Raw genomic sequence first — 24,154 nt, 5'->3', positions numbered from 1 at the left:
CCAAATGGGTCGGACAGCGGGCAGTTCAACCACTTTTTTACCATTTTTCAACAAGCACCTCAACCTTTCACCAACAACCCCTAATTCTCCGGACCAATGGAACAAAAGAATGCTATGAATAAGCCCGCGGCCCGGCCTGCCGCTGCCGCTACGCCAAAAGGCGACTCCCGAGGCAGTGGTTCGTCCGCATTTGCCATCATTGCCATCATCGCGGCATTCATCGTAAGCGTTTTGATTTACGTTTTTGTATTCGGTGACGGTAGCCACTTCCAGGGCGGCGACAATGCCAACAACCCAATTGCCGGTGATTACTTCGGCGTAGTGTACAAGGGTGGCCCGGTAGTACCCGTACTGCTGACCATGTTCCTGTTGGTAATCATCTTCTCGATTGAGCGGGCCCTGACCCTGAGCCGTGCCAAAGGTTCGAAGAGCATCGAATCGTTCGTACGTACCATCCGTCAGAAGCTGAACGTAAACGACATCACCGGTGCCATTGCCGCCTGCGACCAGCAGAAAGGCTCAGTAGCTAACGTAGTACGTGCCGGTCTGGTAAAGTACCAGGAAATGTCGCGTGACCGTTACCTCGAGAAAGATCAGAAAGTACTGGCTATCCAGAAGGAAATCGAGGAATCGACGGCCCTGGAGTTGCCTATGCTGGAGAAAAACCTCGTTATCATCTCGACCCTGGCTTCTATCGCCACGCTGGTAGGTCTGATTGGTACGGTACTGGGTATGATCAAGGCCTTCTCGGCGCTGGCCCAGGGTGGTGCTCCCGATGCAGTAGGCCTCGCCAACGGTATCTCGGAAGCTCTCATCAACACGGCCCTCGGTATCACCGGTTCGGCCCTGGCTATCGTTGCCTACAACTTCTTCACCAGCAAAATCGACGAGCTGACCTACAGCATCGACGAGGCTGGCTTCAGCATCATTCAGACCTTCTCGGCCCAGCACGGCGCTACCGACCACACGGCCCCGGTTAACACGACCACCGTTTAGTTTTAGCGCCTTTGTGCACTAAAACCGCGAGTTGTTCGTTTCTGAATCACGCGTTAAATAACTCCAGCAATGCCTAAAGTAAAGCCTCACAGAACCTCCCCGTCGCTCGATATGACGCCGATGGTGGATCTGGCCTTCCTGCTGGTGACTTTCTTCATGCTCACCACCAAGTTTGCCCCGGAAGAGGCCGTGGTGGTGGACACGCCTTCCTCTACTTCTGAAATCCGGCTGCCCGAGTCGCATGTGCTTACCGTAGCCATCGACAAGGATAAGCGCATCTTCTTTGGCGTCGGCGACGACGAAATCAAGGATGAGTTGCTTAAGCAGATGGGTGCTAAGTATGGTATCAGCTTCTCGCCCGCTCAGACGCAGGCTTTCCGTGGAGCCGGTGCCAGCTTTGGTACCCCCATCGAAAAGATGCCCGCCTTGCTCAGCCTCGACCCTGAGCAGCGCAAGGAAGTAAAGCAGGACGGCATTCCGGCCGACTCGCTGAACAACCAGCTGATTGAATGGGTAATTGCTGCCCGCTCGCTTAGCCAGAAGCAGTTCAACACGGCTCCTTATATCGCCATTAAAGGTGATGGACAGGCCGACGTGCCGACAGTGAAGAAAGTCATCAAACTGATGCAGGAGAAGAACATTAACCGGTTCAATCTCATTACCGACCTCGAAACCAAACCGGTGGCCGGTAACTAATCCGCACAGAAACTATGGCAGAAATCCCACAAAGTGGCGGCGGCGGCGGAAAAGGCGGGAAAAAGCGGGCGAAAAAAATGTCGACCAAAATCGACATGACCCCGATGGTTGACCTGGCCTTTCTGTTGCTGACCTTCTTCATGCTGACGACCACGTTCAGCAAGCCCACCGTCATGGAAATCAACATGCCGGTGAAACCCAAGAACGACGAGGAGAAGTCGGAAATTAAGGCGTCTAACGCCTTCACCGTACTGCTTAGCGCCGACAACAAGATTTACTACTACGACGGCCTGCTCAACAACGACACCAAGCCGGAGTTGAAGGAATCGAGCTACGGAGCCGATGGCATCCGGAAAGAGTTGCTCTCTCGCCACACCAACCCCGACCTCGTGGTGTTGATCAAGCCGGCTGACGACTCCAACTACAAAAACATGGTCGACATCCTCGACGAAATGAACATCACCGACCAGAAGAAATACGCGCTGGTGGACATTTCGAAGGCCGATGAAGACCTGATTAAATCTTCTGGATTATGATGGACAACACGCAGTTGGCCAACGCCTCCCTCGACGACATCGTCTTCGAGGGGCGCAATAAGGCCTACGGGGCTTACATAATCCGGCGGGTGTACGGCAAGCACGTTACCCGGGCTGTCCTGCTTTCCGTTGCCCTTGTTGCCCTTCTGATTGCCTTCCCGCTCGTAGCGCGGATGCTGAAGAAGGAGGAAGTGGTAGTGGAGGACAAGATGCTCAAGGTAAACGAGCTGATGGAAGCGCCCCCGCTGGACAAGGACATCCCCCCGCCCCCACCGCCACCCCCACCGGAGGCGCCACCACCGCCACCACCCAAGCTCTCTACTATTAAGTTCACCCCGCCCGTTGTAAAAAAGGACGAGGAGGTACGCAAGGAAGAGATTCCGGACCAGGAAGAGCTAAAGGAGAAGGTAGTGGCCGCCGTAACGGTAAAGGGCAACACCGACAACCCTGCCGACCTGAAAGGGCTGGAGCCCGGTGAGGGCGACAAGGCAGTAGAGACGGTGGTTGAAACCAAGCCGTACACCTACGTAGAGCAGATGCCGGTATTCCCCGGCGGACAGGAAGCGTTGCTGGCCTACATTGGCAAAAACACCAAGTACCCGGCAATGGCCCTGCGCAACCAGGTTGAAGGCCGCGTATTCGTTAAGTTCGTAGTAGGTCCCGATGGATCTGTTTCGAACGTAGAGGTGCAGAAAGGCATTGGTGCCGGTTGCGACGAAGAAGCTACGCGGGTTGTTAAAAGCCTGCCCCGCTTTACGCCGGGCAAGCAGAACGGCCGGGCAGTATCGGTTTACTACACAGTGCCGATTACCTTCTCGATCAAGTAAAACTGGCTGACCGCTTGCGGCAACCAATTTGTAAAACCCCGAATCGGACGCCTGTCTGGTTCGGGGTTTTGATTTTGTGGCCAGCGGCAGACAAAACAGCAAGTATCTGCTGCGAAAAATATAGTAGGCACGCATACTACCAGTAGTGCCGCCGGCGTTTAGTACCTGAAAGCCAGCGCGTGGGAAGCAGCAGACAGTAGGCATGGCTTGGGAAGTTCAACGTGTTTCGTTCACTTAATCCCTATACGCCATGACCACTAATGCCCCTATTTCGCTCCCCTCCCTCGACGACATTGTGTTCGAGGGGCGCAACAAGGCTTACGGAGCCTATGCGTTACGCCAGCTCTACGGCCGCCACCTGTTCCGGGCCGTAGCATTGGCCGTGGCCCTGGCAACTCTTCTTATTGCCGTGCCGCTGGGTATCAGTTACCTGTGGCCGGCGGTGGTGGTGGTACCGCCTATTGTGCCTACCGGCCCGACGATTGAGATTCTGCCCCCTCCTACCATCGCGCAGCCGCCTGTAACGCCGCCGGCCAGTTCGCAGGCTACGATTACGCTGCGCACGGAACTCAGCCAGAACCTGCCGCCCACGGTAGTGGATGATACGCAGCCACTAAAGTCCCAGCAGCCCGCTGTGGCCGCCCCGGACATAAACGGGCCGGTGGCGTTGGGCGACATCAACCGCGACGGTACCGGTGGCTTTGCCGACACGACCAGCCCCGGCGCACCGGGCAATGACTCGGCGACTAACTCGTCGGCCCCGGCCATTACCAAGCCCTTCGTTTCGGTGGAGGTAATGCCCGAGTTTGCCGGAGGACAGGCGGCGCTGGCAAAGTACCTGCAGCGCAACCTACGCTACCCCTCCTCGGCCCTGAGAGCAGGTGTTGGCGGCCGGGTGTATATTGCCTTTACCGTGAACACCGATGGCTCGATTACCGATGTGGAAGTGCTAAAGGGTTTGGGCTACGGCACCGATGAGGAGGCCAGCCGGGTTATTGGGCAGATGCCGGCCTGGAAACCCGGTTACCAGAACAACCGGGCGGTGCCGGTACGCTACAACCTGCCCATCACATTTACTTACCAATAGCCCCGGCAACCGGCTACTGGCAGCGCGGGAAATCATCTTTTCTATCGTCGGCACCCAACTGGTAAAATAACCGGTTGGGTGCCTGCGTTTCTGCCTACCGGGATGCAGGGCAACGGGTAGCCGAACAAAAAGCGCCTATTTTTACGTTTGCTCCTTATCCGGATATTTTTGCTCTGCCTCACTCAACTGTCATGTCCAATCTGCCACATACCCACGAACGCCTGGGCCGCCCCAGTCAGTCGCCCGGCCTGATACGCTACTTTACTCTGTTTATGGCCGTACTTTACATGGCGCTGGGAGCAAGCCTATGGTTTGTGCCGGCTGGTATGCTTCGGCTCGACGAAACGGCCCGTAAACTGCTGGCCGGTGTCTTCGTATTTTACGGAATCATTAGATTTGTTCGCACCTATCAACAGTATTTCAAAAAGAACCGGCATGAAGCATAGTATTCTTACGGGCCTCACGGCTGGTTTGCTTGGGGTAATGGGCCTGGCAGGCTGCAACGGCAACAACAAATCGGCGGCAGCACTCGACACGCCCACCAGCGGTACTATCCGCATCGGAGTCGATGAGACCTTTGCTCCGATTATCAAGTCGGAAGTTGATACTTTTCAGAAGCTTTATCCCGATGCCCGCCTGCAGGCCGTTTACCAGCCCGAGCGCGACGTGATGCAGGCTTTTCTGGATGACAGTGTGCGGCTGGCTGTGGTATCGCGGCAGCTGACGGAAGCTGAGTTGGCCCGCTTTAAAAGCATTCAGATAGAGCCTCGCGCCATCCGGATCGGGGTGGATGGTGTCGCCATCATCCTGCATCCCAGCAACCCCGATTCGCTGCTGACAACGGCCCAACTCCGCGGTATTTTTACGGGCCAGCTTACCCAGTGGAACCAGCTGAGCCCCGGCAATAAAAAGGGCGAGATTACGGCCGTTTTCGACAATAACAATTCCAGTACCGCCCGCTTCGTGCAGGATTCTATTACCCGCGGCACAGCATTGGCCAAGGGTATTTTTGCCTCCGAGTCGAACCCGGCCCTCCTGGATTACGTTGCGAGTCATCCGAATGCCATTGGCGTAATCGGCGTAAACTGGATTTCGGACCGTGACGATAAGGGTGTTCAAAAGCTGCTTGGACGCGTGCGCGTAGCGGGTATCAGCGCCAAAGCCGGCAATAGTACTCCCGACGACTACGTGCAGCCCTACCAGGCATATTTAGCCCAGAAAACGTATCCCCTCCGGCGCGAGCTGTATGTTATCAGCCGCGAGGCTCGGGCCGGTCTTGGCACCGGTTTTGCATCGTTTGTGGCAGGCAACAAGGGCCAACTCATTATGCTTAAGTCCGGTTTAATGCCCGCCACCGGCCAGGTTCGGATCATCGACGTGAAATCGAACTGATTTTTTTTCCTCACCCTACACCAAACCTTTCTCTTATGAACATTAAGCCCTGGAAGCTCACACTCCTCGCTGCTTTATCTGTTTCCGGCACTGCCGCTCTGGCCCAGAACACGGCCGTAGAAAAGGCGCTGCAAATGGAGCGTTACAACGAAGCCCGGTCTACGCTTCTTCGGCAGGGCCAGTCCAACGAAACGTCGTTTCAGTTGGGCCGCCTGTACCAGTTGCGCCAGATGCCCGATTCGGCTGCGTACTACTTCAGCCGCGTCAGCTACGACAAAAAGGCCCCGATGACCATGGTAGCCGCCGGCCGTGCCGCGCTGGCAAAAGGCAACGCCACAGAGGCGCAGGCCAAGTTCGACGAAGCTGTAAAGGCCTCGAAGGGCAAAGACCTCAGCGTATTCACCATGATTGCCCAGGCCTATGCCGAATCGGGCACCAAGGACGTTAGCAAGGCGCTGGAGTACGTGAAAGAAGGCGAGAAATTCGCTGCCAAAACCGGCAAAGACGATGCGGCCCTCATGATTGCCCGCGGCGACCTGTACCAGAAGATCGAGACGGGTGGTGGCGAGGCCATGAACAGCTACGAGCGTGCCAATACCGGCGAGCCAAACAACGTGCAGGCTTACGTACGGCGTGGTCAGCTGGCGTTGCGTTCCCGCGACTACAACCGCGCTAAGGAGAACTTCGAGAAGGCCATCAGCATCGACGCCAACTATGCGCCGGCTTACAACGCGCTGGCTGAAACCTATTACTTCGCCGGCCGCTACGACGATGCCCTGGCTCAGTTCCAGAAGTACACTGCGCTGGCCGAAAACTCAACCGAAACTACAGCCAAGAACGCGGCCTTCCTGTACCTGACGGAGAAGTACCCTGAGGCGATGGTGGAGATTGACAAGGTGCTGGCCGCCGACCCCAACAACCTCGCCATGAACCGCATCAGAGCCTACTCGTTGTACGAGATGGGTAAGAATGATGAGGCCATGACCGCTATGCAGCAGTACATGACGGTTGCCAAAGCGCAGGACAAGCTGATTGCCGACGACAACGTGTACTACGGCAAAATGCTGATCAAGAGCGGGAAAACGGCCGAAGGTGCTGCGCTGGTTGATGCTGCCATCAAGGCTGACCCCAAGAAGGCCACTGAACTGCGCAAGGAACTGGCCAAGGCTTACCTTGCGGCCAAGGATTACCCCAAGGCCATTGCAACCTACCGGCAGATGATGCAGGAGAACAATGGTGGGGAGCTGACCGACAAAGTGTACCTCGCCCGCGCTTACGAGCAGAACGAACAGTACATGCCCGCCGACAGCCTCTACGGTGCCTTGCTGAAGGAGCGCCCCGAGTACGTACCCGGCTACCAGATGCGCGCCCGCGCCAACGCCAACCTCGACCCAGACTCGAAGAAGGGCTTAGCCAAGCCTTACTACGAGGAGTACATCAAGATGGCTACTGCTTCCGATAAGCCCGAGAGCTACAAGTCGGGCCTCGTGGAAGCCAATAAGTACCTGGGTTACTACTACTACCAGAAGGGGGACAAGACCGCCTCGTTGCCCTACTGGCAGCAGGCCCTGACGCTGAATCCCGCCGATGAGCAGGCCAAGACGGCTATCGACGCCATCACCAAGCCCGCCAAGGCTCCGGCCCGCCGGAAGTAGGACAGGCAGCAGGCTGCTGAGTCAAGCTGAAAAAGGGAAAGCCCGCTACCGACGTAGCGGGCTTTCCCTTTTTTTGTGTGTTGCCGGCCTCCGTTAGCTGGTGGCCTGTGCGTTGGCGTACTCCTCCCACATTTTCAGCACGGCATCAAAATCAGCTGGTAGCTCGGCTTCAAACTGCATAAACTCGCGGCTGATGGGATGTTCGAAGCCCAGGGATTTGGCGTGCAGGGCCTGCCGGGGGAGCAAAGCCAGGGCTTTCTCGGCAAAGGCCTTGTAGGCTCCCTTACGCTGCCCGTACACTACCCGGTCGCCGCCATAGGTAGCGTCGCCGAACAGCGGGTGGCCAATGTGCTTCATGTGTACCCGAATCTGGTGGGTGCGGCCGGTTTCGAGGTTACACTGCACCAGCGCCACCTGCCCAAAGGCTTGCAGCACCTTATAGTGGGTAACCGCTGTGCGGCCATACTCGCCTTCAAATGGGAACACCGCCTGCACCTTACGGTCCTTGATACTGCGCCCGATGTTCGTGCTGATGGTACTCTGCGCCTCGGCGGGCACGCCCCACACCAGCGCCAGATAGGTACGCTCGATGGTATGGTGGAAAAACTGGTTCGACAAGTAGGTCATGGCGTACTCCGACTTGCCGATAACCAACAACCCTGACGTGTCTTTATCGATGCGGTGCACAAGGCCGGGGCGCACTTCGCCGTTGCGGCCGGTGGGCAGGTTGGCAAGGTGATGCGCCAGCCCGTTTACCAATGTGCCCTGCCAGTGGCCGAAGGCCGGATGCACGACCAGCCCAGCCGGCTTGTTCACCAGTAACAACTCCGGGTCTTCGTACCGGATGTCAAGGTCCATGGGCTCGGGCATTACCTTGAACTCGCGGGGCGGCTCCGGCAGCGTCACCGTGATAATGTCGAGCGGCTTGACGCGGTAGTTGGACTTCACCGCTTGGCTATTGACCTGCACAGCGCCGGCCAGAATAGCATTTTGAATGCGGGTGCGCGACGTTTTGGGGATGCGCAGCAGCAGAAACTTATCCAGGCGCAGCAGCTCCTGCTTCCGGTTAGCCTGAATGCGGTGGTGCTCATACAGTTCGTCGCCCCCTTCGCTGTCGTCGCCATCATCGTCGGCCAGCTCTCCGGCAGAAAGTTCAGCAGGGGTAGGCATGTGCATGTGGGGCGCAGGAAATTCTTGGTCCAGTTCTGCCATATAACGGAAAAATCGGTGGTCCGGAGCGCCCATACCGGGGCGCGACGTGGTAGCAAACAGCAGCAGCCGGGGCAAAAGCCCCGGCTGCGCCGGTGAAGCCATAAGCTAGCGCGCCGGAGCGCTTACTTCTTGGTTTTCGTTTTGGTTTTGGTAGTGGCGGCGGGCACTGCCGAAGCGGCCGGAGCAGCTGGCGTAGTTACCTTGGCAGCACTGGCAGCACCGGGCGTAATGCCCATTTTCTTCAGCACCAGATCCGAAATGTCGCCCTCTTTGGGGCCGTGCAACAGTACCGGGCTGGCACCATCGGAGTTGAGCACATACGTGAAGCCGTTTTCGTTGGCTACGGCATCAATGGTCTGCTGGAGCTTGTCGAGAGCGGGCTTAAGCAAGGCCTGCTGCTTCTGCTGCAACGAGGTTTCTGCACTCTGCTGGAACTCTTGGATCGACTGCTGCAGGTTCTGCAATTCCTTCTGCTTATCGGCCCGCACGGGGTCGGGCATGGTGGCGGCACCCTTCTGGAAGGCCTCGCCCTTGGTCTGGTACTCGGCGTATTTGGTATCGAGCTGGTTTTTGAGCTGGGTGCTATAGTCTTTCAACTGCGACTCAATCTGCTTGCTTTCGGGCATCTGGCTCAGCACATACTCTACACTGGTATAGCCGATTTTCAGCGGCGCCTGGGCCATCGAAGCGGTAGCCGTAGTGAGGGTAAGGGCGGCAATGGCCAGAGCAACACGGATTTTGTTCATGGTGGTCGTCATCAAAAAAGGGAAAAGTCAGAAAGTTGAATACACAAAGTTACTTTTTTCGGCCGGCTGGGCGGGCAGCGGGCTGACGGGGGGTCGGTTCGTCGGTGTCGGCCGTCGAGGCGTTGCCGGCGGGGGTAGCAGGCGGCGTAATAGTTCTAACCGAACCCTTCTGGCCCGGCTGGTTGGCCTCGGGCGAGGCCAAGCCCAGTTCCTCCAGCACAAATTCGGTGTAATCGTGCACAGGGTTGGTATAGAGCATGGTCAGGTCGCCCGATTTGTCGAACACAATGGCCAACTGCTTTTTCTTGGCCACCTTCTCAATAGCCTCAAATACTACATCCTGCACCGGCTTGGTTAGTTCCTGCCGTTTGCGGAACAACTGGCCTTCGAAGCCAAATATTTTGTTGGTGTTGGTTTTGATGTCCTGCTCTTTGGCCAGAATCTCGTCCTGGCGCTTTTTCTTCATAGCTTCCGTCAGAACGACTTCCTCAGCCTGATAATTCCGAAGCAGCTTATCTAGCTCCGCTTTTTGGTTTTCCAGGTCCTTTTGCCAGTTGGCGGCCTGGGTATTCAACTCCTGCTGTGCCTGCGCATACGCCGGTAGCTTAGCCAATACAAACTCCGAGTCGACGTAGCCGAACTTCTGGGCCTGCACCCCAGGAGCACCTACCAGTACTAACAACAGGGCCAAAGCGGCCGAAACGCGGAAAACAAAGTGGTTCATGTTGTTGAAAAAGTGGTGGCCCCGGCCCGCTCACCATGGGCGCTACCGAATCTGCTGGCCGATGATAAAGTGGAAGATACCGCTCTTCTGCGCCGAACCGCCGGCTACACGTGGCACCTGGTCGAAGCCCCAGCCGTAGTCGAAGCCTAGCAAACCGAATGCCGACATGAAGACGCGGGCTCCTAAACCTGCCGAACGGTACAGCTTATAAGGGCTGTAGTTGGCATAGCTCTCCGATGAGTTGCCGGCTTCAGCAAAGCCCAGCACGTACACCGTAGCCGCCGGGTTCAGGCTGACTGGATAACGCATTTCCATTACGAATTTATTGTACACCACGCCACCAGCCGAACCCTGCCGCGAAGCTGGCAGCGAATTCTGGTCATTCGGGTCGGCGTAGCCGCGCAGGCCCACGTACTCGGTACCGGCAATGAAGTTGGTAGAGCCACCATAGCCCAGGCCTGCACCGCCCAGCTTAAACCGCTCGAACGGGCCGATGGCTCGGTTGCTGCCGTAGCTACCAATAAAGCCGAAATGAGCTCGGGTATTCAGCACCAGCTTACCCACCACCGGTGTAAACCACGAGGCGTCAAACATCCACTTATGAAACTCTACCCACTCATTCACGCTCGGGTGTGCTCCCGGAAACAGTGAATAAGGCGGCGTGAGGTTTACGCTCAGTGCCAGCGAGGAGCCTCGCCGCGTAAAGGTCGGGTTGTCGATGCTGTTACGCGCCAGTGTGGTGTTAAGCGTAAGGTTGGTAGCGTCGCCGGTGCCGGTTGGGAAGAAGTCGCTTCCTAAGCTACCGTAGTTTTTAAGCTTGTACTGGGTAACCGATAGTGCGTTGCTCAGCGTGAAGTAGTCATCGGGCCAGCGCAGGCGGCGGCCCAGCGCCACGCTGGCACCATTGGTTTTAAGCGAGCCGGCATTCACATCGAAGCTGCTGCCGTTGCGGAAAACTGTTTTAGTCAGGCTCACCGATAACGAGTTGGGCTTGCGCCCGCCCAGCCAGGGCTCGGTAAACGAGAACGAGTAGGCTTGGTACTGCGGGCCGTTGGCCTGCACGTTCAGCGACAGGCGCTGGCCGTCGCCGGAGGGTACGGGCGTCCAGTTTTTCAGGGTGGCGGCCTTGCGTAGCGAGAAGTTGTTGAACACTAGGCCCACTGTACCAATAAAGCCCGCGTAGCCGCCCCAGCCACCCGAAAGGGTAATCTGGTCGGAGGGTTTCTCCTCCACCGTATAATTGATATCTACGGTACCGTCGGCCTGGTTTGGCACTGGGTTGAGGCCAATCTTTTCGGGGTCGAAGTAGCCCAGCGTGGCCAGCTCGCGCTGGCTGCGAATCAGGTTTTCGCGGCTGAACTTGTCGCCGGGCAACGTGTAAAGCGTCCGGCGCACCACGTGGTCGGAGGTTTTGGTATTGCCTGCAATCCGTACCTCCTTCACCCGCGCCTGCACGCCCTCCGACACCCGCATTTCGATGTCAATAGAGTCACCTTCCACCCGCGTTTCCACCGGCTCGATGTTGAAGAACAGGTAGCCGTCGTTCATATAAAGCGACGTTACATCCTGGCCCATGGGGTTGTAGTTGAGGCGCTTATCAAGCGTTTCCTTGCTGTACACGCTGCCCTCCTTGATGCCCAGCACCGAGGCCAGCGTCTTGTCGTCGTAGAGGTAGTTGCCGTTCCAGCTGATGTTGCGGAAGTAATATTTCGGCCCCTCATCTACCCGTACAGTCAGCTTCAGGCCATCACCTACCCGGGTCAGCGAATCCGACACGATAGTTGCGTCGCGGTAGCCCTGCGCGTTATAAAAGTCGAGTAGCAGCTGTTTGTCGTCCGCAAACTCCTTCGCCTGGTACTTGCCCGAGTTGAAGAACTTCGGGAATTTCTTCTCTTTAGTTTTCTTGAACTTGCCCTTCAGCTTGCCATCCGAGAAAGCGGTATTACCTACGAAATCAATCTCCCCAATTTTGACCTTAGAGCCCTTGTCCACGTTAATGGCCAGCACCACGCTGTTCGACAGCGACGAGTCGGGCCGCTGCACGATGTTCACCTTGGCATCAAGAAACCCTTTGTTGGTATAGAACTTACGTACCTGAGCGCGGGTGTTGCTCAGCAACGCATCAGTCACCACCTTGCCGCGGATGAGTTTGATCTTGTTTCTCAACTCTTCCCCCTGGCCTTTGCTGATGCCCTCGAAGACGAATTTCGACAGCCGGGGACGCTCCTTGAGGTTGAAATCGAGGAACACGCGCCCGTTTTCCACGCGGGCAATGCTCACGCTCACATCGCCCAGAATACCCTGGTCCCACAGCTTACGGATAGCCCGACCGATTTCCTCGCCGGGAATCGTGATGGGGTCTCCTACTTTCAGCCCCGAAAGGCCAATAAGCGTATTCGGATCGAGGTAGCGGGCACCGCTGATGGTGATGCCGCCCAGGGTATAGCGCTGGGGCTCGTCGGCCGTGCTGCTGGCAGCGGCCGGGGCGGCTACCTGGCCCAGGGTGGTAGTAAGCGGTGCCGTGCCCAGCGTAAAAGCCAGGGCGGCAACCGGAAGGATCTTATGGTAGGGAGAACTCATTTTCGATTACGAAACGGTTAGCTGCTCACTGGTTTTACCGAACCGACGCTCCCGCTGTTGGTAGGCCCGCAGGGCATCATAAAGGTGCTGGCGCCGGAAATCGGGCCAGAGCAAATCGGTAATGAACAGTTCCGTATAGGCCAGTTGCCACAACAGGAAATTACTTATGCGCTGCTCGCCGCTGGTGCGAATAAGCAGTTCGGGGTCGGGAATACCAGCCGTAGACAGGTAGCCGGCCACAGTAGCCTCGGTTACCTGCTCAGGCTGGAGCCGGCCGGCCGCTACCTCCTGGGCAATGCGGCGGCTGGCCTGGGCCAAGTCCCAGCGGCCGCTGTAGCTCAGAGCCAGCACCAACGTCATGCGGCTACCATGTTTGGTCAGTTCCATAGCCTCAGCCAACTCTTTCTGGCATGAAGCCGGCAGGTTATCAATCTGACCAATTGCTTGCAAACGGATGCTGTTTTTGAGCAACGTGGGTGTCTCCTTGCGGATAGTGTGGACCAGCAGTTGCATCAGGGCCGTCACTTCGATGGCCGGACGCGCCCAGTTTTCGGTCGAGAAGGCGTAAAGCGTCAGGTAACGTACACCGGCTTCGGCCGCACCTTCCACCGTCTCCCGAACTGCCGTAATGGCGCTCTGGTGGCCGAAGATGCGTAAGCCACCCTTCTGCTTGGCCCATCGGCCGTTGCCATCCATAATTATGGCAACGTGCGCGGGAATATTTTGAGAATCAATTTCGGACCGGACGGCCATTGGCGCTTTTTGCGTAAAGAGGCCGCAAGTTACGTAAATGGTTGCATTACTTGTCCTACACTATCGACTGCCTTCGCCTCATTCCAACAACCAACGGCCTCCGCCACGATACGTAACGGAGGCCGGGCAGATGTATGGGCTTTATAGCCTTTCATGACTACTTTTTCTTTGCTTTATCGTCGCGTTTGTCGGGACAGTGAATCTTATAAAAGGTATACGAAACGCTCAGCCCGTTGTAGAAATACCAGTCCTGATCATTTGGATTGCCTATCTCATCAGTCTGCCCCCGAGTTTTACCATCGATGTGGTCCAGATTATCGGTAAAGGTCTTACGGGCGCCCACTTCCAGTCCCAGGTTCCAGTGCCTCGAAAGCGCATACTTGAACCCGACAGCTACCGGCACGGCTAAGCTCAGCGTGCTCCCCTTCCTATCTAAGTCAGGAAAAGCATTGCTCTCTACCTCCGTATTAGCGTAGAAGCCAGCTAACCCTACAAATACATAGGGTGTAAAATGAACCTTATCGAGCCGGTCATGGAAATCGAAGAAATTATATTCGATGCCACCCGAGAGTTCCAGCAAATTGCCCTTCAGGTGAGCGTCGCGGTAGGCCGATAGTGGTAACTGATTGCCATTGAACCCACGTACGTTGCGGTCATCGGCTCGTAGCATACCGCCCATTACGGCAACCCGTGCAGTTATGGCTCCCGAAAGGTCGCGACGGTAAAAAGCCGTTATAGCAGGCCGGTTATTGCGAAACTGGTAGTGTGGAGCCAGTTCGCCTTTATACACAAGTCCACCTGCACCCAGCCCGATTTCACTGGTCGTTTGAGCTCCAGGAACCTGTGCCTGTGCGGTACCACCAAAAAAAACGCTCCCCACCGACCCGAAGCCGATAAGGAGCATTTTAAGAGAAGTTGCTTTTATCATTATACTGACTGGCAATTGAGTAATACGACAGCCAGTAAGAATGGCTACCGGAATTTCGGGTTACGAACCCGTGGTGCAAGTATATAGTTTACCGAAACACCCAGCGTGGTGTACCAGTCCTTCTCGTTGCTCTTACCACGCATTTGACCAGATTGTATTGATTCATCATACGTACCTGGATAACCGGTAGTATTTGCACCAGTAATATAGTAACCAAAGTACTGAGCTTGTTCCGAACCCAGATCATTCAAGGATGCATAGTTTCCGCTTACGTCATCCAAGTAATCGGTGAACGTCTTACGGAAGCCCAGTTCCAAGCCGATGTCGAAGCTTTTGTTAAGCTTATATCGAGCACCAGCACCGAAAGGAATTACAAACTGTGTGAGGCTATATCCGCTAGACTGTCCTTCAGTTCTCAACGGTTGAAGAGCAACTATATTACCTGTTGCATTCTCACCCTTGGGGTTGTGGCGAATAACACCTACACCACCAAACAGATAGGGCACAAAATCAGGGCGCTTTATATAGTTATTGCGATTCTCGACTAGATCGAATATACCTACGCCGGCTAATTCAAAAATATCGTTACGGAAGTTCATATTCCGGTTGTAACGATACTTAGCATCCTGATCGTTTTGATCAGCAGCTTTGGCGTCATCACCGGTAATACGGCCGTACGAGAGGGAAGCGCGGGCCGATATGCGGGGCGCAAAACGGTGGGTGAACGTCAGGCCGAGGTTGGGGCGGGTGGCGCCAGCACGGAAGCTAGGAATGCTGGGCTTCGGCGTAATGTCGCCGAAGTAGTTCATGGCATTCAGCGACACACCAACCGTGTTGTACTGTTTGCGCTTGCTGAATTGCTGCGCATCGGCCTCCGATGCCAGCATCGTGAGAGCCAACAGCGGGGCGGCGGTAAGGGCGAAAAACTGCTTCATACTCTGGCGTTATTTAAAAATAGCGGTTCCGGGGAGAGAGCCGAACGTGTAAAAATCACAGTTTCAGCCGAAGACAAAAGTAAGGCTTCGTGTGAACTAAAAAAAGAAATGTCCAAAAAAAGGGTTAAACCGGTACATCGGCGGGATTTCTCCGGTCCAATCCCCAGTTCAATTTGCTGCGCAAGGTACTCAGGAAGTTGACCTGATTCATTTTAACTAGCTGAGCATTGAAATTTTCCCGACGAACGGCAACCTGAATGCCAGCTTCGACAGTGCGGGACCGAGAATCGAGCGACAACAGAAAATTGTTGCTCCTTCCTTCAATTTCAAAGGAAATCACGCTCCGGTCGGGCACAATCAGCGGCCGTACGTTCAGATTGTGAGGGCATACGGGTGCAATAACAAAATTGTTCGTTTGGGGCAGCATTACCGGTCCGCCACAGCTAAGCGAGTAGCCCGTCGAGCCGGTAGGCGTTGCCACAATCAGCCCATCAGCCCAGTAAGAGTTCAAATACTCGCCGTCGATATAGGTGTGCACGACAATCATCGACGAGGTGTCGCGCTTGAGGATGCTGAATTCGTTGAGGCCGAAATTGATGTCGCCGAACGTGTCGGGGTCGGTATCGACCCGGATGAGGCTGCGCTCTTCGAGCACGAAGTGGCCCTTGTATAAGGCATCAATGGCTGGCAGGATGGTTTCGGGCGAAATGGTAGCCAGAAAACCCAGCCGGCCAGTATTGATGCCCAGAATTGGGATTTGCAGTGCTCCTACGTACGTAACGGTATCGAGCAGTGTGCCGTCACCGCCGATGCTGAGCACGAAGCGGCAGCCGGCGAGCGAATCGGCGCGGCCGAAGCGGCGGATGCCTTCGGGGATGATGAGGTACTGGCTGAGATACTCGTAGAAGCTGTGCTCGATGCGGATTTCGGCCTGTCGGCGCAGCAAATCGTCGAGCAGCGCCTGTAGCACGGGGGCCTGCTGCTCGGCGAACGGCTTGCCCAGAATAGCTATTTTCATATCGACAAGATAGCGTGAGCGGCTTTAACACGCGTCATCAGATGGGAAACTGGGTGCGGAAGAAAACTCCGCCCTGCTGCTCGCGGGTGCGAGCGTACTCGAGTGTAAACACCCAATCGTAGTACGTGACCAAGTGCAGGCCGACGCCGGCCGACGCCAACAGGCGGTTGGGCAGTTGGTTGGTAACCGGCGCCGCCTTTTGGCCAACGTAGCCCACATCGGTAAAGGTATTTAAATAGAAGACCAGCGGAATGCTATTGAAACGGCTGCTGGGTAGGCCATTGAGCCGGATCTTTCCTAAATCCATCAGACGTAACGAAAGCCCCTGTTGCAGCAAGCCGAGTCGCCGGCCTTCCACGGCGTAGGCATCGTAGCCACGCACTAGTAACTCGTAGCCCAGAGCGCGGTTGTCGGGGTAGGCTAAGGCGCGGGCCACCCGCAACTGTCCAGTGGCTCCTACTGAATAATAAAAAGGCCCACCCAAGGCTACGTAGCGGGCATAGCGACCCCGCAGTGTTAGGCTGCCGGGTGTGCGACTATCCAAGAATGAGCGGTAGCTGACCTGCAGCTGGGCATATTGGCCGCTGAGCGGATAAGCAAAAGTATTGCGGCGGTTGAGCGTGGTGGTCAGACTAAACTCGACGTACTCGCGCCGGGGGCCGTTGAGAAAGTAGCGGGGGTTATAGTAGAGGACTGAATCGGAAACCTGCTCGCGGTGGTAAGAGGCGTCGAGGGCGGCCAGCAGCTGCACAGTGCGCCGCCAGCGCAGGCCCACGGTAGCATATTGCCGCTCAATGGGAAAGTCGTTCTCTTGGCGCAGGTTGCGGAGGCGGTCATTGAGGGTTGCGTAATCGAGGGCACGGGCGCGGTAGTAGGAGTAGCCCGCCCCAAATCCTATCCGGCGTCGGCGGCCGTAGCCGGGTGCCTCATAAAACAACTCATACTTGCGATTGAAACCCAACTGCAGGTTGCCCAGCAACTGCTCGTTGCGCCCCCGAAAGTTGCGGCGCACCAAGTGCAGACCGTAATCAACCCGCTGCCAACGGTCGGGCCGTTCGCGCCACGACGCGAAGTTGCGGTCGGCCAGCGAGAAAATGGGAACAGGAAAAAGGTACCAGCGTTCCTGAAAGCTGTAAAGCACCGTTAGCTCGCCCTCACGGCACACGGCGTTTACCAACACCTGATGAAACAGCTGCAGGTTGAACAGGCGACGGCGGTTAAGTTCGAGGCGGAGGGCCAGGGTGGCAGCATTCAGCGTATCGCCCTCGATAAAATCGAGCTCGGCCCGCATCACCACCTCTTTGGTTACCTGATTGCCTGCAAATAACACCCGGCCCACCCGCAACCGGGTATAGCCCGGGCATTGGGCCTGCACTAGGCTATCGGGACCTGCGCGGCGGAGCGTGTCGGGGAGCGGAGCAGCCAACAATGGGGCGGCCAGCCCGGGGCCCACCGGAAAACGCGTGGCAGCCGAGCTGGGCAGCCCGCTCAGCCATAACAACAGCAGCGTAATCAGCACCCGAATCAGCCGGCTCAGACGTTGAGGTAGCGCAACAGGGCATCGTAGCGCTGCTGCTCGTCCTCGTTGGGCTCGCCCGCCCCGCTGAACTGGGCCGTGATGGAGTAGCTGAACCGCTCTAATGTGGCGATAATGCGGGCTAGGTTGGGCGTATTGATTTTGAGCGTGAGGCGGATGCGGTAGGGGTCGTGCTCGTCCTGGGCTACGTGGGCACTCAGGATTTTAGCGTCGTTTTCTTCTACGTAGCGGCTGATTTGCGTGAGCGAGTAGTCGCGCTCCTCCATCGAAAGCACCAGAATACCCAGTTGCCCGCTGGCGGCCGGTACCTTACCGAAAGCGGCCAGCGTATCGCTCACGGTTACCACGCCCAGGTATTCGCGCTGGTCGTCGAGCACGGGCACGAGCTGGATGTTGTTCTGCACCGCCAGCTCGATGATGTTGTAAAAGTGCTGGTCGTGCTGCACGTGCACATCGGCGTACTGCAGTTGCAGGCTGCCGAGCAGGCGCTCCTCCCCATTCTCGTTTTCCTGGTCGAGTAGGTCCGACTCGGTGACGAGGCCTCGGTAGAGACGTTCGTCGAGTACCGGCAACTGGCCCACATGGAATTCCTCCAGCCAGCGGGCGGCCTTCTCCGTAGTGTCCGTTACCTTGAGCGGCGGCACCAGCGGGTTCAGTAGTTCTTCGGCGAGGATGGAGTTCATGAGCAGAGCAGTAAAGCAGGGCAGGCGCCGGCCGTATAAGCTCGGGGCCCGGCCGAAGGTTTGCGCGGCCTCGCCGGGGCCTACGCTATGTACGCTAGATAAGACACTTCTTATCAAAAACAAAGAGCCCCCCAACCGGCCAGTGGTTGCATAACGCCTGGCCGCCGGTTGAGAAACTACGAAGCCTGGGGGACAGTGGTTTGCAAAAAGCCCATGAGCAACCGGTTGAAATCGGCGGGGCGCTCCATCATGGGGGCGTGGCCACAATGGTCGAGGAAACGCAGCTCGGAGTTGGGCAGCAGCCGGTGGAACTCGTGGGCCACTACGGGAGGCGTAATGGTGTCGTTGAGGCCCCAGACGAGCAGAGTAGGCGCTTGTATGCGGCTCAACTCCTTGGACAGATTATGCCGCTGGGCCGAGCGGGCAATGCTAATGATACGCAGACACTTGGAATTAGAGTTGGTGACGCTGAATACCTCATCGACCAGCTCGCGGGTGGCTACGGTGGGGTCGTAGAAGGTGTAGGCCACTTTTTCCTCCACGTAGGCATAATTACCGCGCTTCGGAAACGATCCACCCATTCCATCCTCAAACAGGCCACTGCTACCGGTGAGCACCAGCCGGGCCACTCGATCCGGGTTCTGGAGCGCATATACCAGCGCAATGTGGCCGCCCAACGAGTTGCCCAGCACGGTGCAGGGCTCCTGCAAACCGATTTCGGCCAGAAAATCCTCGACGAAGCTTACCAGTCCTGGCACGCCGGCCTTCAGCAGGGGCATATCGTAGATGGGCAGCAGCGGAATAACGACGCGGTAGCGGGTGCTGAACTCGGTAATAACATCTTCCCAGTTGCTGAGCGCCCCAAACAGGCCATGCAGCAGCAATAGCACTTCGCCGGTGCCTTCATCTACGTACCGAAACTCGTTTTTCTCCTGAATCCGCAACGTCATCTTCGCTATCCAAATAAACCGGCCGGCGGGGCCGGGGCGGTAGTTGCAATGATACAACTCTGCACCCAATTGCCGAGCATTTCCAACCCGTGGGTGGTGAGCAGGGCCTCGGGATGGAACTGTACGCCGTGCAAAGGTAAGCTACGATGGCGCAGGGACATGATTTCGGCGCGGGTATCGGTGGTAACGGCCAGCGCCTCTAGCACCGGCGGCAGCCCGCACACGGCCAGCGAATGGTAGCGCGTAACGGCCATGCGGGCCGGCAAACCTGCCCAGAGCACGTCGGGCACGGTCCAGATAATATCGGACACCTTGCCGTGCATGGGCCGCGCTCCGCGCACCACTTCGCCTCCAAAAAACTGACCCAGCGCCTGGTGGCCCAAACACACGCCCAGCATCGGCAGGCGCTGATGAAACGCCTTGATAACGGCCAGCAGGTTGCCCGCGCCCGCCGGTGTGCCCGGCCCCGGCGACAGCACAACGGCCTCGGGAGCTAGGGCCACCAGCTCGGTCAGTGGCACATTGTTGCGGCGCACCAGCACCTCGCACCCCAGCTGCCGTAGGTAATCGAGCAGGTTGTAAGTGAAAGAGTCGAAGTTGTCGAGCAGCAGCAGGCGCATTCGTTAGGGCTTAGGGACTTAGGGATTAGGGCTTGACAGTTGGCAATCAGGGCAGAGTGCTGGTTGGGTATCGTTCTAAAACCTAAGCGCTAAGCTCCTAACCCCTACCCTAAAACACTTCCCGCAGACGGGTGAGCAGGGTGCTAGCAAACGGCATGGCGAAACCGACGACCTGCAGGGCCGCGGGCGTTGCCTGGCGTACGTAAGGCAGCACCTGCGAATCGGCGGCCAGCTGGGGGGAGATGAGGGGTACACCTGCCGATTCGACACCGTAGAGCAACAAACTCAGACCCAGCACCCATTTCAACATCCCGCCGATGGCCCCGCCTAGGTTGTCTAGGAAGCCCAGCGGCGTGAGGTGCACGGCGGTTTTAAGCAGGCCGCTAAGCAGGTGCACGCCCCAGCCGATGGCGGCAAACACCAGCACAAACGATACCAGCGGCAGCAGCCCAAAGGCCTCGCCCACGTAGTGCCGCACCAGCGGAATAGCGTCGTTGAGCAGCGCCAGTCCGCCTACCAGCCCCAGCACCAGCGCCAGCAGCGTAGCCACCTCCAGCACCAGCCCGCGCCGGTAGCCCTGCACGGCTCCAATCCCCAGCGGAATCAGCAGGAAAATATCGAAGGTGGACATGGGGGACTGAGGTTTTGGAACATCGGGTTGCCATGAAACCGGCTGTCATCCTGAGCGCAGCGAAGGACCCGGCCCCGAAGCTATATCCGTTGATTGGCTTCGGGCCGGGTCCTTCGCTGCGCTCAGGATGACAGCCGGTCTACTCCTGCCGCTAGAAATTGGTGTTGTTGAGCAGGTTGCTGACGGTTTGGGAAATGACGCGGCCATCGGCCAGACCGGCCAGCTCGCGGGCGGCTACGCCCATCACTTTACCCAGGTCGGAGGGGCCGGTAGCGCCCACGCGCTGGATGATGTGGACGAGTTTTTCGGTCAGCTCGGCTTCGGAAAGCTGCTTAGGCAGGTACTCCTCGATGATGGCCAGTTCGTTAAGCTCCACTTCTTCGAGGTCGGAGCGGAACTGCTCGTTATAGGTTTGCGCGGCTTCGCGACGCTGCTTGGCCTGCTTGGTGAGCAGCTTCATTTCGGCGTCGGAGGTGAGGGCCGCACCGTGCTGCCCCTCAGCCGTTTCGGCCAGCAGTATCTGCGACTTGATGCTGCGCAGCGTGGTCAGGCGCAGCTTGTCTTTGGCCAGCATGGCTTTTTTGATGTCGGCGTCGATGGTTTCTTTCAGAGACATAGTTCAGGGAATAAGGAACAGGTAAAATTACGGCTTAATCCCGGACGCGGAGCGCCGGCCGCCGGCTTCAACCAAAACGCGCCCGGGCTGTTGGGGCTACGTATCTTTACGGCCCGTACTTTTCCTTCAGCCCGCCCCCGGTATGACGAAGCTCAGCGTAAACATAAATAAAATAGCCACCCTGCGGAACGCACGCGGCCACAACCGCCCCGATTTGCTGCAGGCCGCCCGCGACATCGAGCGGTTCGGGGCCGAAGGCATTACGGTGCATCCGCGCCCCGATGAGCGCCACATTCGCTACCAGGATGTGCGCAACCTGAAAGCGGTGGTGAAAACCGAGCTGAACGTAGAAGGCAACCCGACACCCGATTTCCTGGACTTGGTGCGCGAAGTACGGCCCGAGCAGGTAACGCTGGTGCCCGACGCGCCCGACGCCATTACCTCCAATGCCGGCTGGAACACGATAGAGCACCAGGAGTATTTGCGCGGCATCGTGGCCGAGCTGAAAGGCCTGGGCTGCCGCGTCAGTATATTTCTGGACCCTGTAGCCGAGCTGGTGCGCGCCGCCGCTACCACCGGCACCGACCGCATCGAGCTCTATACCGAAGACTACGCCCGCCACTACCACGCCGACCGCGAAGCTGCCCTGCGGCCTTATCGCGAAGCCGCCCTACTGGCCCAGCAGCTCGGGCTGGGCCTCAACGCCGGCCACGACCTCGACCTCGACAACCTCGCCTACATGGCCCAAAACTTACCTGGCCTGGCCGAAGTCAGCATCGGCCACGCGCTGGTGTGCGACGCGCTGTACCTGGGCCTGGAAAATACGGTGCAGCTGTATTTACGCCAGCTGGCAGGCCCAAAGGTTCGGCTGTCATCCTAAATTTTCAATTCAACGAAATGCCCCGTCTTACCCTGCCTGATTTTTTGCAAACCGATACCAACGTGCCTGTTCTGGATGTGCGGGCACCGGTCGAGTATGCACAGGGACATATTCCGGGGGCTGTCAGCTTTCCGCTCTTCACCGACGACGAGCGGGCCCGCATCGGCACCACCTACAAGCAGCAGAGCCAGGACAAAGCCGTGCTGCTGGGCCTCGATTTGTTTGGCCCGCGCATGAGCCAAATGGTGAAGCTGGCCGGCAAAATGGCCCCCAGCAAACAGGTGCGGGTGCATTGCTGGCGGGGCGGCATGCGCTCGGGAGCCGTACAGTGGCTGCTGGAGTTGGCCGGTTTTCAGGTGCAGCTGCTGGATAAAGGCTACAAGGACTACCGCCACTGGGCGCTGGCTGAGTTCGAGCAGCCCCGCACTATGTGGGTACTGGGTGGCCTCACGGGCTCGGGTAAAACCGACGTGCTGCACGCGCTGGCGGCCCAACAGCAGCCCGTGCTCGACCTCGAAGGCTTAGCATCTCACAAAGGCTCGGCCTTCGGCAGCATCGGCCAGCCCGAGCAGCCCACCCAGGAGCAGTTTGAGAACGATTTGGCCGCCCGGCTGGCCGCGCTGCCCGTTGAGGGCCCGTTTTGGGTGGAGGATGAAAGCCGCGGCATTGGGCGCGTGGCAGTGCCCGGCGGGCTGTTCGAGCAGCTGCGCACGGCCCCGTTGGTAGTGCTGGAAATTCCGCGCGAAGTACGCGTAGCCAAACTGGCCGACGAGTACGGCCGCCAAGACCCGGCCGCGCTGGCCGCTTCGGTGCTGCGCATCCGTAAGCGCCTGGGCGGGCTGGCCACCAAGGAAGCCCTGTCGGCCATTGGCGAAAACGATATGGCCAAAATGGTAAGCCTGGTACTCGACTACTACGACAAAACTTACTCGCACGGCCTCGACGGCCGCCCCTTCGTAACTGTACCTTCTGACACCTGCGACCCGCTGATAAACGCCAGGCTGGTACTGGCAGCGGCTCAAAAGGCATTTCTATAGCAGGGCGCTGAACAGATCTGTACCGTACTGCGCGTTCCTCCACAGGAACTCAACCAAACGAAACAACATGACTGAAACCGATAAAATCCGCCTGACCCAATACAGCCACGGCGCCGGCTGCGGCTGCAAAATTGCGCCTAAAGTGCTCGACCAGATTCTGCACACCAGCCTGCCTCAGCCCACCCATGACAAGCTGCTGGTAGGCAACGCCTCACGCGATGATGCGGCCGTGTACGACATTGGCGGCGGACAGGCCGTTATCAGCACCACCGACTTCTTCATGCCCATCGTCGATGATGCCTACGATTTTGGACGCATTGCCTCAGCCAACGCTATTTCCGATGTGTACGCTATGGGCGGACGGCCGATTATGGCTATTGCCGTACTGGGCTGGCCCATTGATAAGCTGCCGCCCGAAGTGGCCCGCCGCGTAATTGAAGGCAGCCGCAGCATCTGCGCCGAGGCGGGTATTCCGCTGGCCGGCGGCCATAGCATCGACTCGCCAGAACCCATTTTCGGCCTAGCAGTAACGGGGCTGCTCGACATCAAAAACCTCAAGCAGAACGACACGGCCACCGCTGGCTGCGAGCTGTACCTTACCAAGCCGCTGGGCGTGGGCATGCTGACGACTGCCCAGAAAAAAGGCATCCTACGTCCCGAAGACGAGCAACTAGCTCCGCGGAGCATGATGATGCTCAACAAAATCGGGGCTGAGCTAGGGCCGTTGGAAGCCGTGCGCGCCATGACCGACGTAACTGGTTTCGGACTGCTTGGCCACTTAGCCGAGGTGTGCGAAGGCAGCAACCTGACCGCTGAAATCGAGTTCGACAAGGTGCCCCTGATTCCGGAAGCCGCCGCCTATTACGCCCAGAAGTCGATTCCGGGCGGTACGGTGCGCAACTGGGATTCGTACGGCCACAAGGTGGGCGACGTAACCGATGAGCAGCGCGCCTGGCTCTGCGACCCCCAAACTTCGGGTGGCCTGCTCGTGTGCGTAGACCCGGCGGGCCGCGAAGCGGTGCGGGCTGTGTTCGGACAGCATGGGCTGGCGCTGGAGCCCTTTGGCACGTTGCGGGCCCATCAGGCCGACGAGCCCTGGATTCTGGTGAGCTAAG

Annotated in this window: 25 protein-coding genes; 11 read left to right on the top strand and 14 right to left on the bottom strand. The window is 57.8% G+C overall.

What is annotated here, in order from left to right; genetic code table 11:
• The first annotated feature begins 96 nt into the window (after nucleotides 1-96).
• From J7E24_RS08150 to J7E24_RS08115, 8 genes are all read left to right on the top strand, one after another.
• Nucleotides 97-996, top strand: coding sequence for a MotA/TolQ/ExbB proton channel family protein (locus tag J7E24_RS08150; protein ID WP_251047104.1), 900 nt, complete (start codon nucleotides 97-99; stop codon nucleotides 994-996).
• Between the two features lie 69 nt (nucleotides 997-1,065).
• Nucleotides 1,066-1,692 (top strand): ExbD/TolR family protein, encoded by a 627-nt coding sequence (locus J7E24_RS08145; protein WP_215136993.1) that lies wholly within the window; start codon nucleotides 1,066-1,068, stop codon nucleotides 1,690-1,692.
• A 14-nt stretch (nucleotides 1,693-1,706) separates the two neighbouring features.
• Complete coding sequence (locus tag J7E24_RS08140; protein WP_215136991.1) at nucleotides 1,707-2,228, top strand: ExbD/TolR family protein; 522 nt, start codon at nucleotides 1,707-1,709, stop codon at nucleotides 2,226-2,228.
• On the top strand, nucleotides 2,225-3,055 hold the full coding sequence (locus tag J7E24_RS08135) for an energy transducer TonB (protein WP_251047102.1): 831 nt from the start codon (nucleotides 2,225-2,227) through the stop codon (nucleotides 3,053-3,055). Before J7E24_RS08140 ends, J7E24_RS08135 begins: the two co-directional genes overlap by 4 nt.
• Nucleotides 3,056-3,305: 250 nt before the next feature.
• The gene (locus tag J7E24_RS08130; protein ID WP_215136989.1) at nucleotides 3,306-4,142 is read left to right on the top strand and encodes an energy transducer TonB; all 837 of its coding nucleotides are present in this window, start codon (nucleotides 3,306-3,308) and stop codon (nucleotides 4,140-4,142) included.
• 191 nt (nucleotides 4,143-4,333) lie between these two features.
• Nucleotides 4,334-4,588 (top strand): hypothetical protein, encoded by a 255-nt coding sequence (locus tag J7E24_RS08125; protein WP_215136987.1) that lies wholly within the window; start codon nucleotides 4,334-4,336, stop codon nucleotides 4,586-4,588.
• Nucleotides 4,578-5,534 (top strand): PstS family phosphate ABC transporter substrate-binding protein, encoded by a 957-nt coding sequence (locus J7E24_RS08120; RefSeq protein WP_215136985.1) that lies wholly within the window; start codon nucleotides 4,578-4,580, stop codon nucleotides 5,532-5,534. The genes J7E24_RS08125 and J7E24_RS08120 overlap by 11 nt, the downstream gene beginning before the upstream one ends.
• A 35-nt stretch (nucleotides 5,535-5,569) precedes the next feature.
• A complete protein-coding gene (locus J7E24_RS08115) occupies nucleotides 5,570-7,189 on the top strand; it encodes a tetratricopeptide repeat protein (RefSeq protein WP_215136983.1) in 1,620 nt (539 codons plus the stop codon).
• 93 nt (nucleotides 7,190-7,282) lie between these two features.
• On the opposite strand, the gene J7E24_RS08110 is transcribed toward J7E24_RS08115, so the two are convergent.
• From J7E24_RS08110 to J7E24_RS08045, 14 genes are all read right to left on the bottom strand, one after another.
• Entirely contained in the window at nucleotides 7,283-8,359 is a 1,077-nt protein-coding gene (locus J7E24_RS08110) for an RluA family pseudouridine synthase (protein ID WP_251047101.1), read from the bottom strand.
• Between the two features lie 164 nt (nucleotides 8,360-8,523).
• Nucleotides 8,524-9,159 (bottom strand): OmpH family outer membrane protein, encoded by a 636-nt coding sequence (locus J7E24_RS08105; protein ID WP_215137091.1) that lies wholly within the window; start codon nucleotides 9,157-9,159, stop codon nucleotides 8,524-8,526.
• A gap of 37 nt (nucleotides 9,160-9,196) precedes the next feature.
• Complete coding sequence (locus tag J7E24_RS08100; RefSeq protein ID WP_215136979.1) at nucleotides 9,197-9,871, bottom strand: OmpH family outer membrane protein; 675 nt, start codon at nucleotides 9,869-9,871, stop codon at nucleotides 9,197-9,199.
• A gap of 42 nt (nucleotides 9,872-9,913) precedes the next feature.
• Entirely contained in the window at nucleotides 9,914-12,451 is a 2,538-nt protein-coding gene (gene bamA / locus J7E24_RS08095; RefSeq protein WP_215136977.1) for an outer membrane protein assembly factor BamA, read from the bottom strand.
• A gap of 6 nt (nucleotides 12,452-12,457) precedes the next feature.
• A complete protein-coding gene (locus tag J7E24_RS08090; RefSeq protein WP_215136976.1) occupies nucleotides 12,458-13,204 on the bottom strand; it encodes an isoprenyl transferase in 747 nt (248 codons plus the stop codon).
• Between the two features lie 157 nt (nucleotides 13,205-13,361).
• On the bottom strand, nucleotides 13,362-14,108 hold the full coding sequence (locus J7E24_RS08085; protein WP_215136974.1) for a DUF6089 family protein: 747 nt from the start codon (nucleotides 14,106-14,108) through the stop codon (nucleotides 13,362-13,364).
• A gap of 68 nt (nucleotides 14,109-14,176) precedes the next feature.
• The gene (locus J7E24_RS08080) at nucleotides 14,177-15,067 is read right to left on the bottom strand and encodes a DUF6089 family protein (protein WP_215136972.1); all 891 of its coding nucleotides are present in this window, start codon (nucleotides 15,065-15,067) and stop codon (nucleotides 14,177-14,179) included.
• Between the two features lie 124 nt (nucleotides 15,068-15,191).
• Nucleotides 15,192-16,085, bottom strand: a complete 894-nt coding sequence (locus J7E24_RS08075; RefSeq protein ID WP_215136970.1) for an NAD kinase — start codon at nucleotides 16,083-16,085, stop codon at nucleotides 15,192-15,194.
• Between the two features lie 37 nt (nucleotides 16,086-16,122).
• The gene (locus J7E24_RS08070) at nucleotides 16,123-17,604 is read right to left on the bottom strand and encodes a BamA/TamA family outer membrane protein (protein WP_215136968.1); all 1,482 of its coding nucleotides are present in this window, start codon (nucleotides 17,602-17,604) and stop codon (nucleotides 16,123-16,125) included.
• 14 nt (nucleotides 17,605-17,618) lie between these two features.
• Nucleotides 17,619-18,305 (bottom strand): CBS domain-containing protein, encoded by a 687-nt coding sequence (locus tag J7E24_RS08065; RefSeq protein WP_215136966.1) that lies wholly within the window; start codon nucleotides 18,303-18,305, stop codon nucleotides 17,619-17,621.
• 176 nt (nucleotides 18,306-18,481) lie between these two features.
• The gene (locus tag J7E24_RS08060) at nucleotides 18,482-19,255 is read right to left on the bottom strand and encodes an alpha/beta fold hydrolase (protein ID WP_215136964.1); all 774 of its coding nucleotides are present in this window, start codon (nucleotides 19,253-19,255) and stop codon (nucleotides 18,482-18,484) included.
• 5 nt (nucleotides 19,256-19,260) lie between these two features.
• Complete coding sequence (locus tag J7E24_RS08055; RefSeq protein ID WP_215136962.1) at nucleotides 19,261-19,875, bottom strand: anthranilate synthase component II; 615 nt, start codon at nucleotides 19,873-19,875, stop codon at nucleotides 19,261-19,263.
• 109 nt (nucleotides 19,876-19,984) lie between these two features.
• Nucleotides 19,985-20,506, bottom strand: coding sequence for a CvpA family protein (locus J7E24_RS08050; RefSeq protein ID WP_215136960.1), 522 nt, complete (start codon nucleotides 20,504-20,506; stop codon nucleotides 19,985-19,987).
• A 151-nt stretch (nucleotides 20,507-20,657) separates the two neighbouring features.
• Nucleotides 20,658-21,122 (bottom strand): GatB/YqeY domain-containing protein, encoded by a 465-nt coding sequence (locus J7E24_RS08045; protein ID WP_215136958.1) that lies wholly within the window; start codon nucleotides 21,120-21,122, stop codon nucleotides 20,658-20,660.
• Nucleotides 21,123-21,264: 142 nt separating this feature from the next.
• Here J7E24_RS08045 and J7E24_RS08040 point away from each other — a divergent pair, with 142 nt between their 5' ends.
• The 3 genes from J7E24_RS08040 (at nucleotide 21,265) to selD (ending at nucleotide 24,153) form a co-directional block, all read left to right on the top strand.
• A complete protein-coding gene (locus tag J7E24_RS08040; RefSeq protein WP_215136956.1) occupies nucleotides 21,265-22,002 on the top strand; it encodes a pyridoxine 5'-phosphate synthase in 738 nt (245 codons plus the stop codon).
• Nucleotides 22,003-22,019: 17 nt separating this feature from the next.
• Complete coding sequence (gene mnmH / locus J7E24_RS08035; protein WP_215136954.1) at nucleotides 22,020-23,039, top strand: tRNA 2-selenouridine(34) synthase MnmH; 1,020 nt, start codon at nucleotides 22,020-22,022, stop codon at nucleotides 23,037-23,039.
• Between the two features lie 67 nt (nucleotides 23,040-23,106).
• Nucleotides 23,107-24,153: a selenide, water dikinase SelD gene (selD, locus tag J7E24_RS08030; RefSeq protein WP_215136952.1), complete on the top strand. Its 1,047-nt coding sequence runs from the start codon at nucleotides 23,107-23,109 to the stop codon at nucleotides 24,151-24,153.
• Nucleotide 24,154: the final 1 nt, after the last annotated feature.

It is taken from the genome of Hymenobacter sp. ISL-91, assembly GCF_018613725.1.
Classification (GTDB): Bacteria; Bacteroidota; Bacteroidia; order Cytophagales; family Hymenobacteraceae; genus Hymenobacter.
This window is presented reverse-complemented; position numbering and strand designations above follow the sequence as displayed.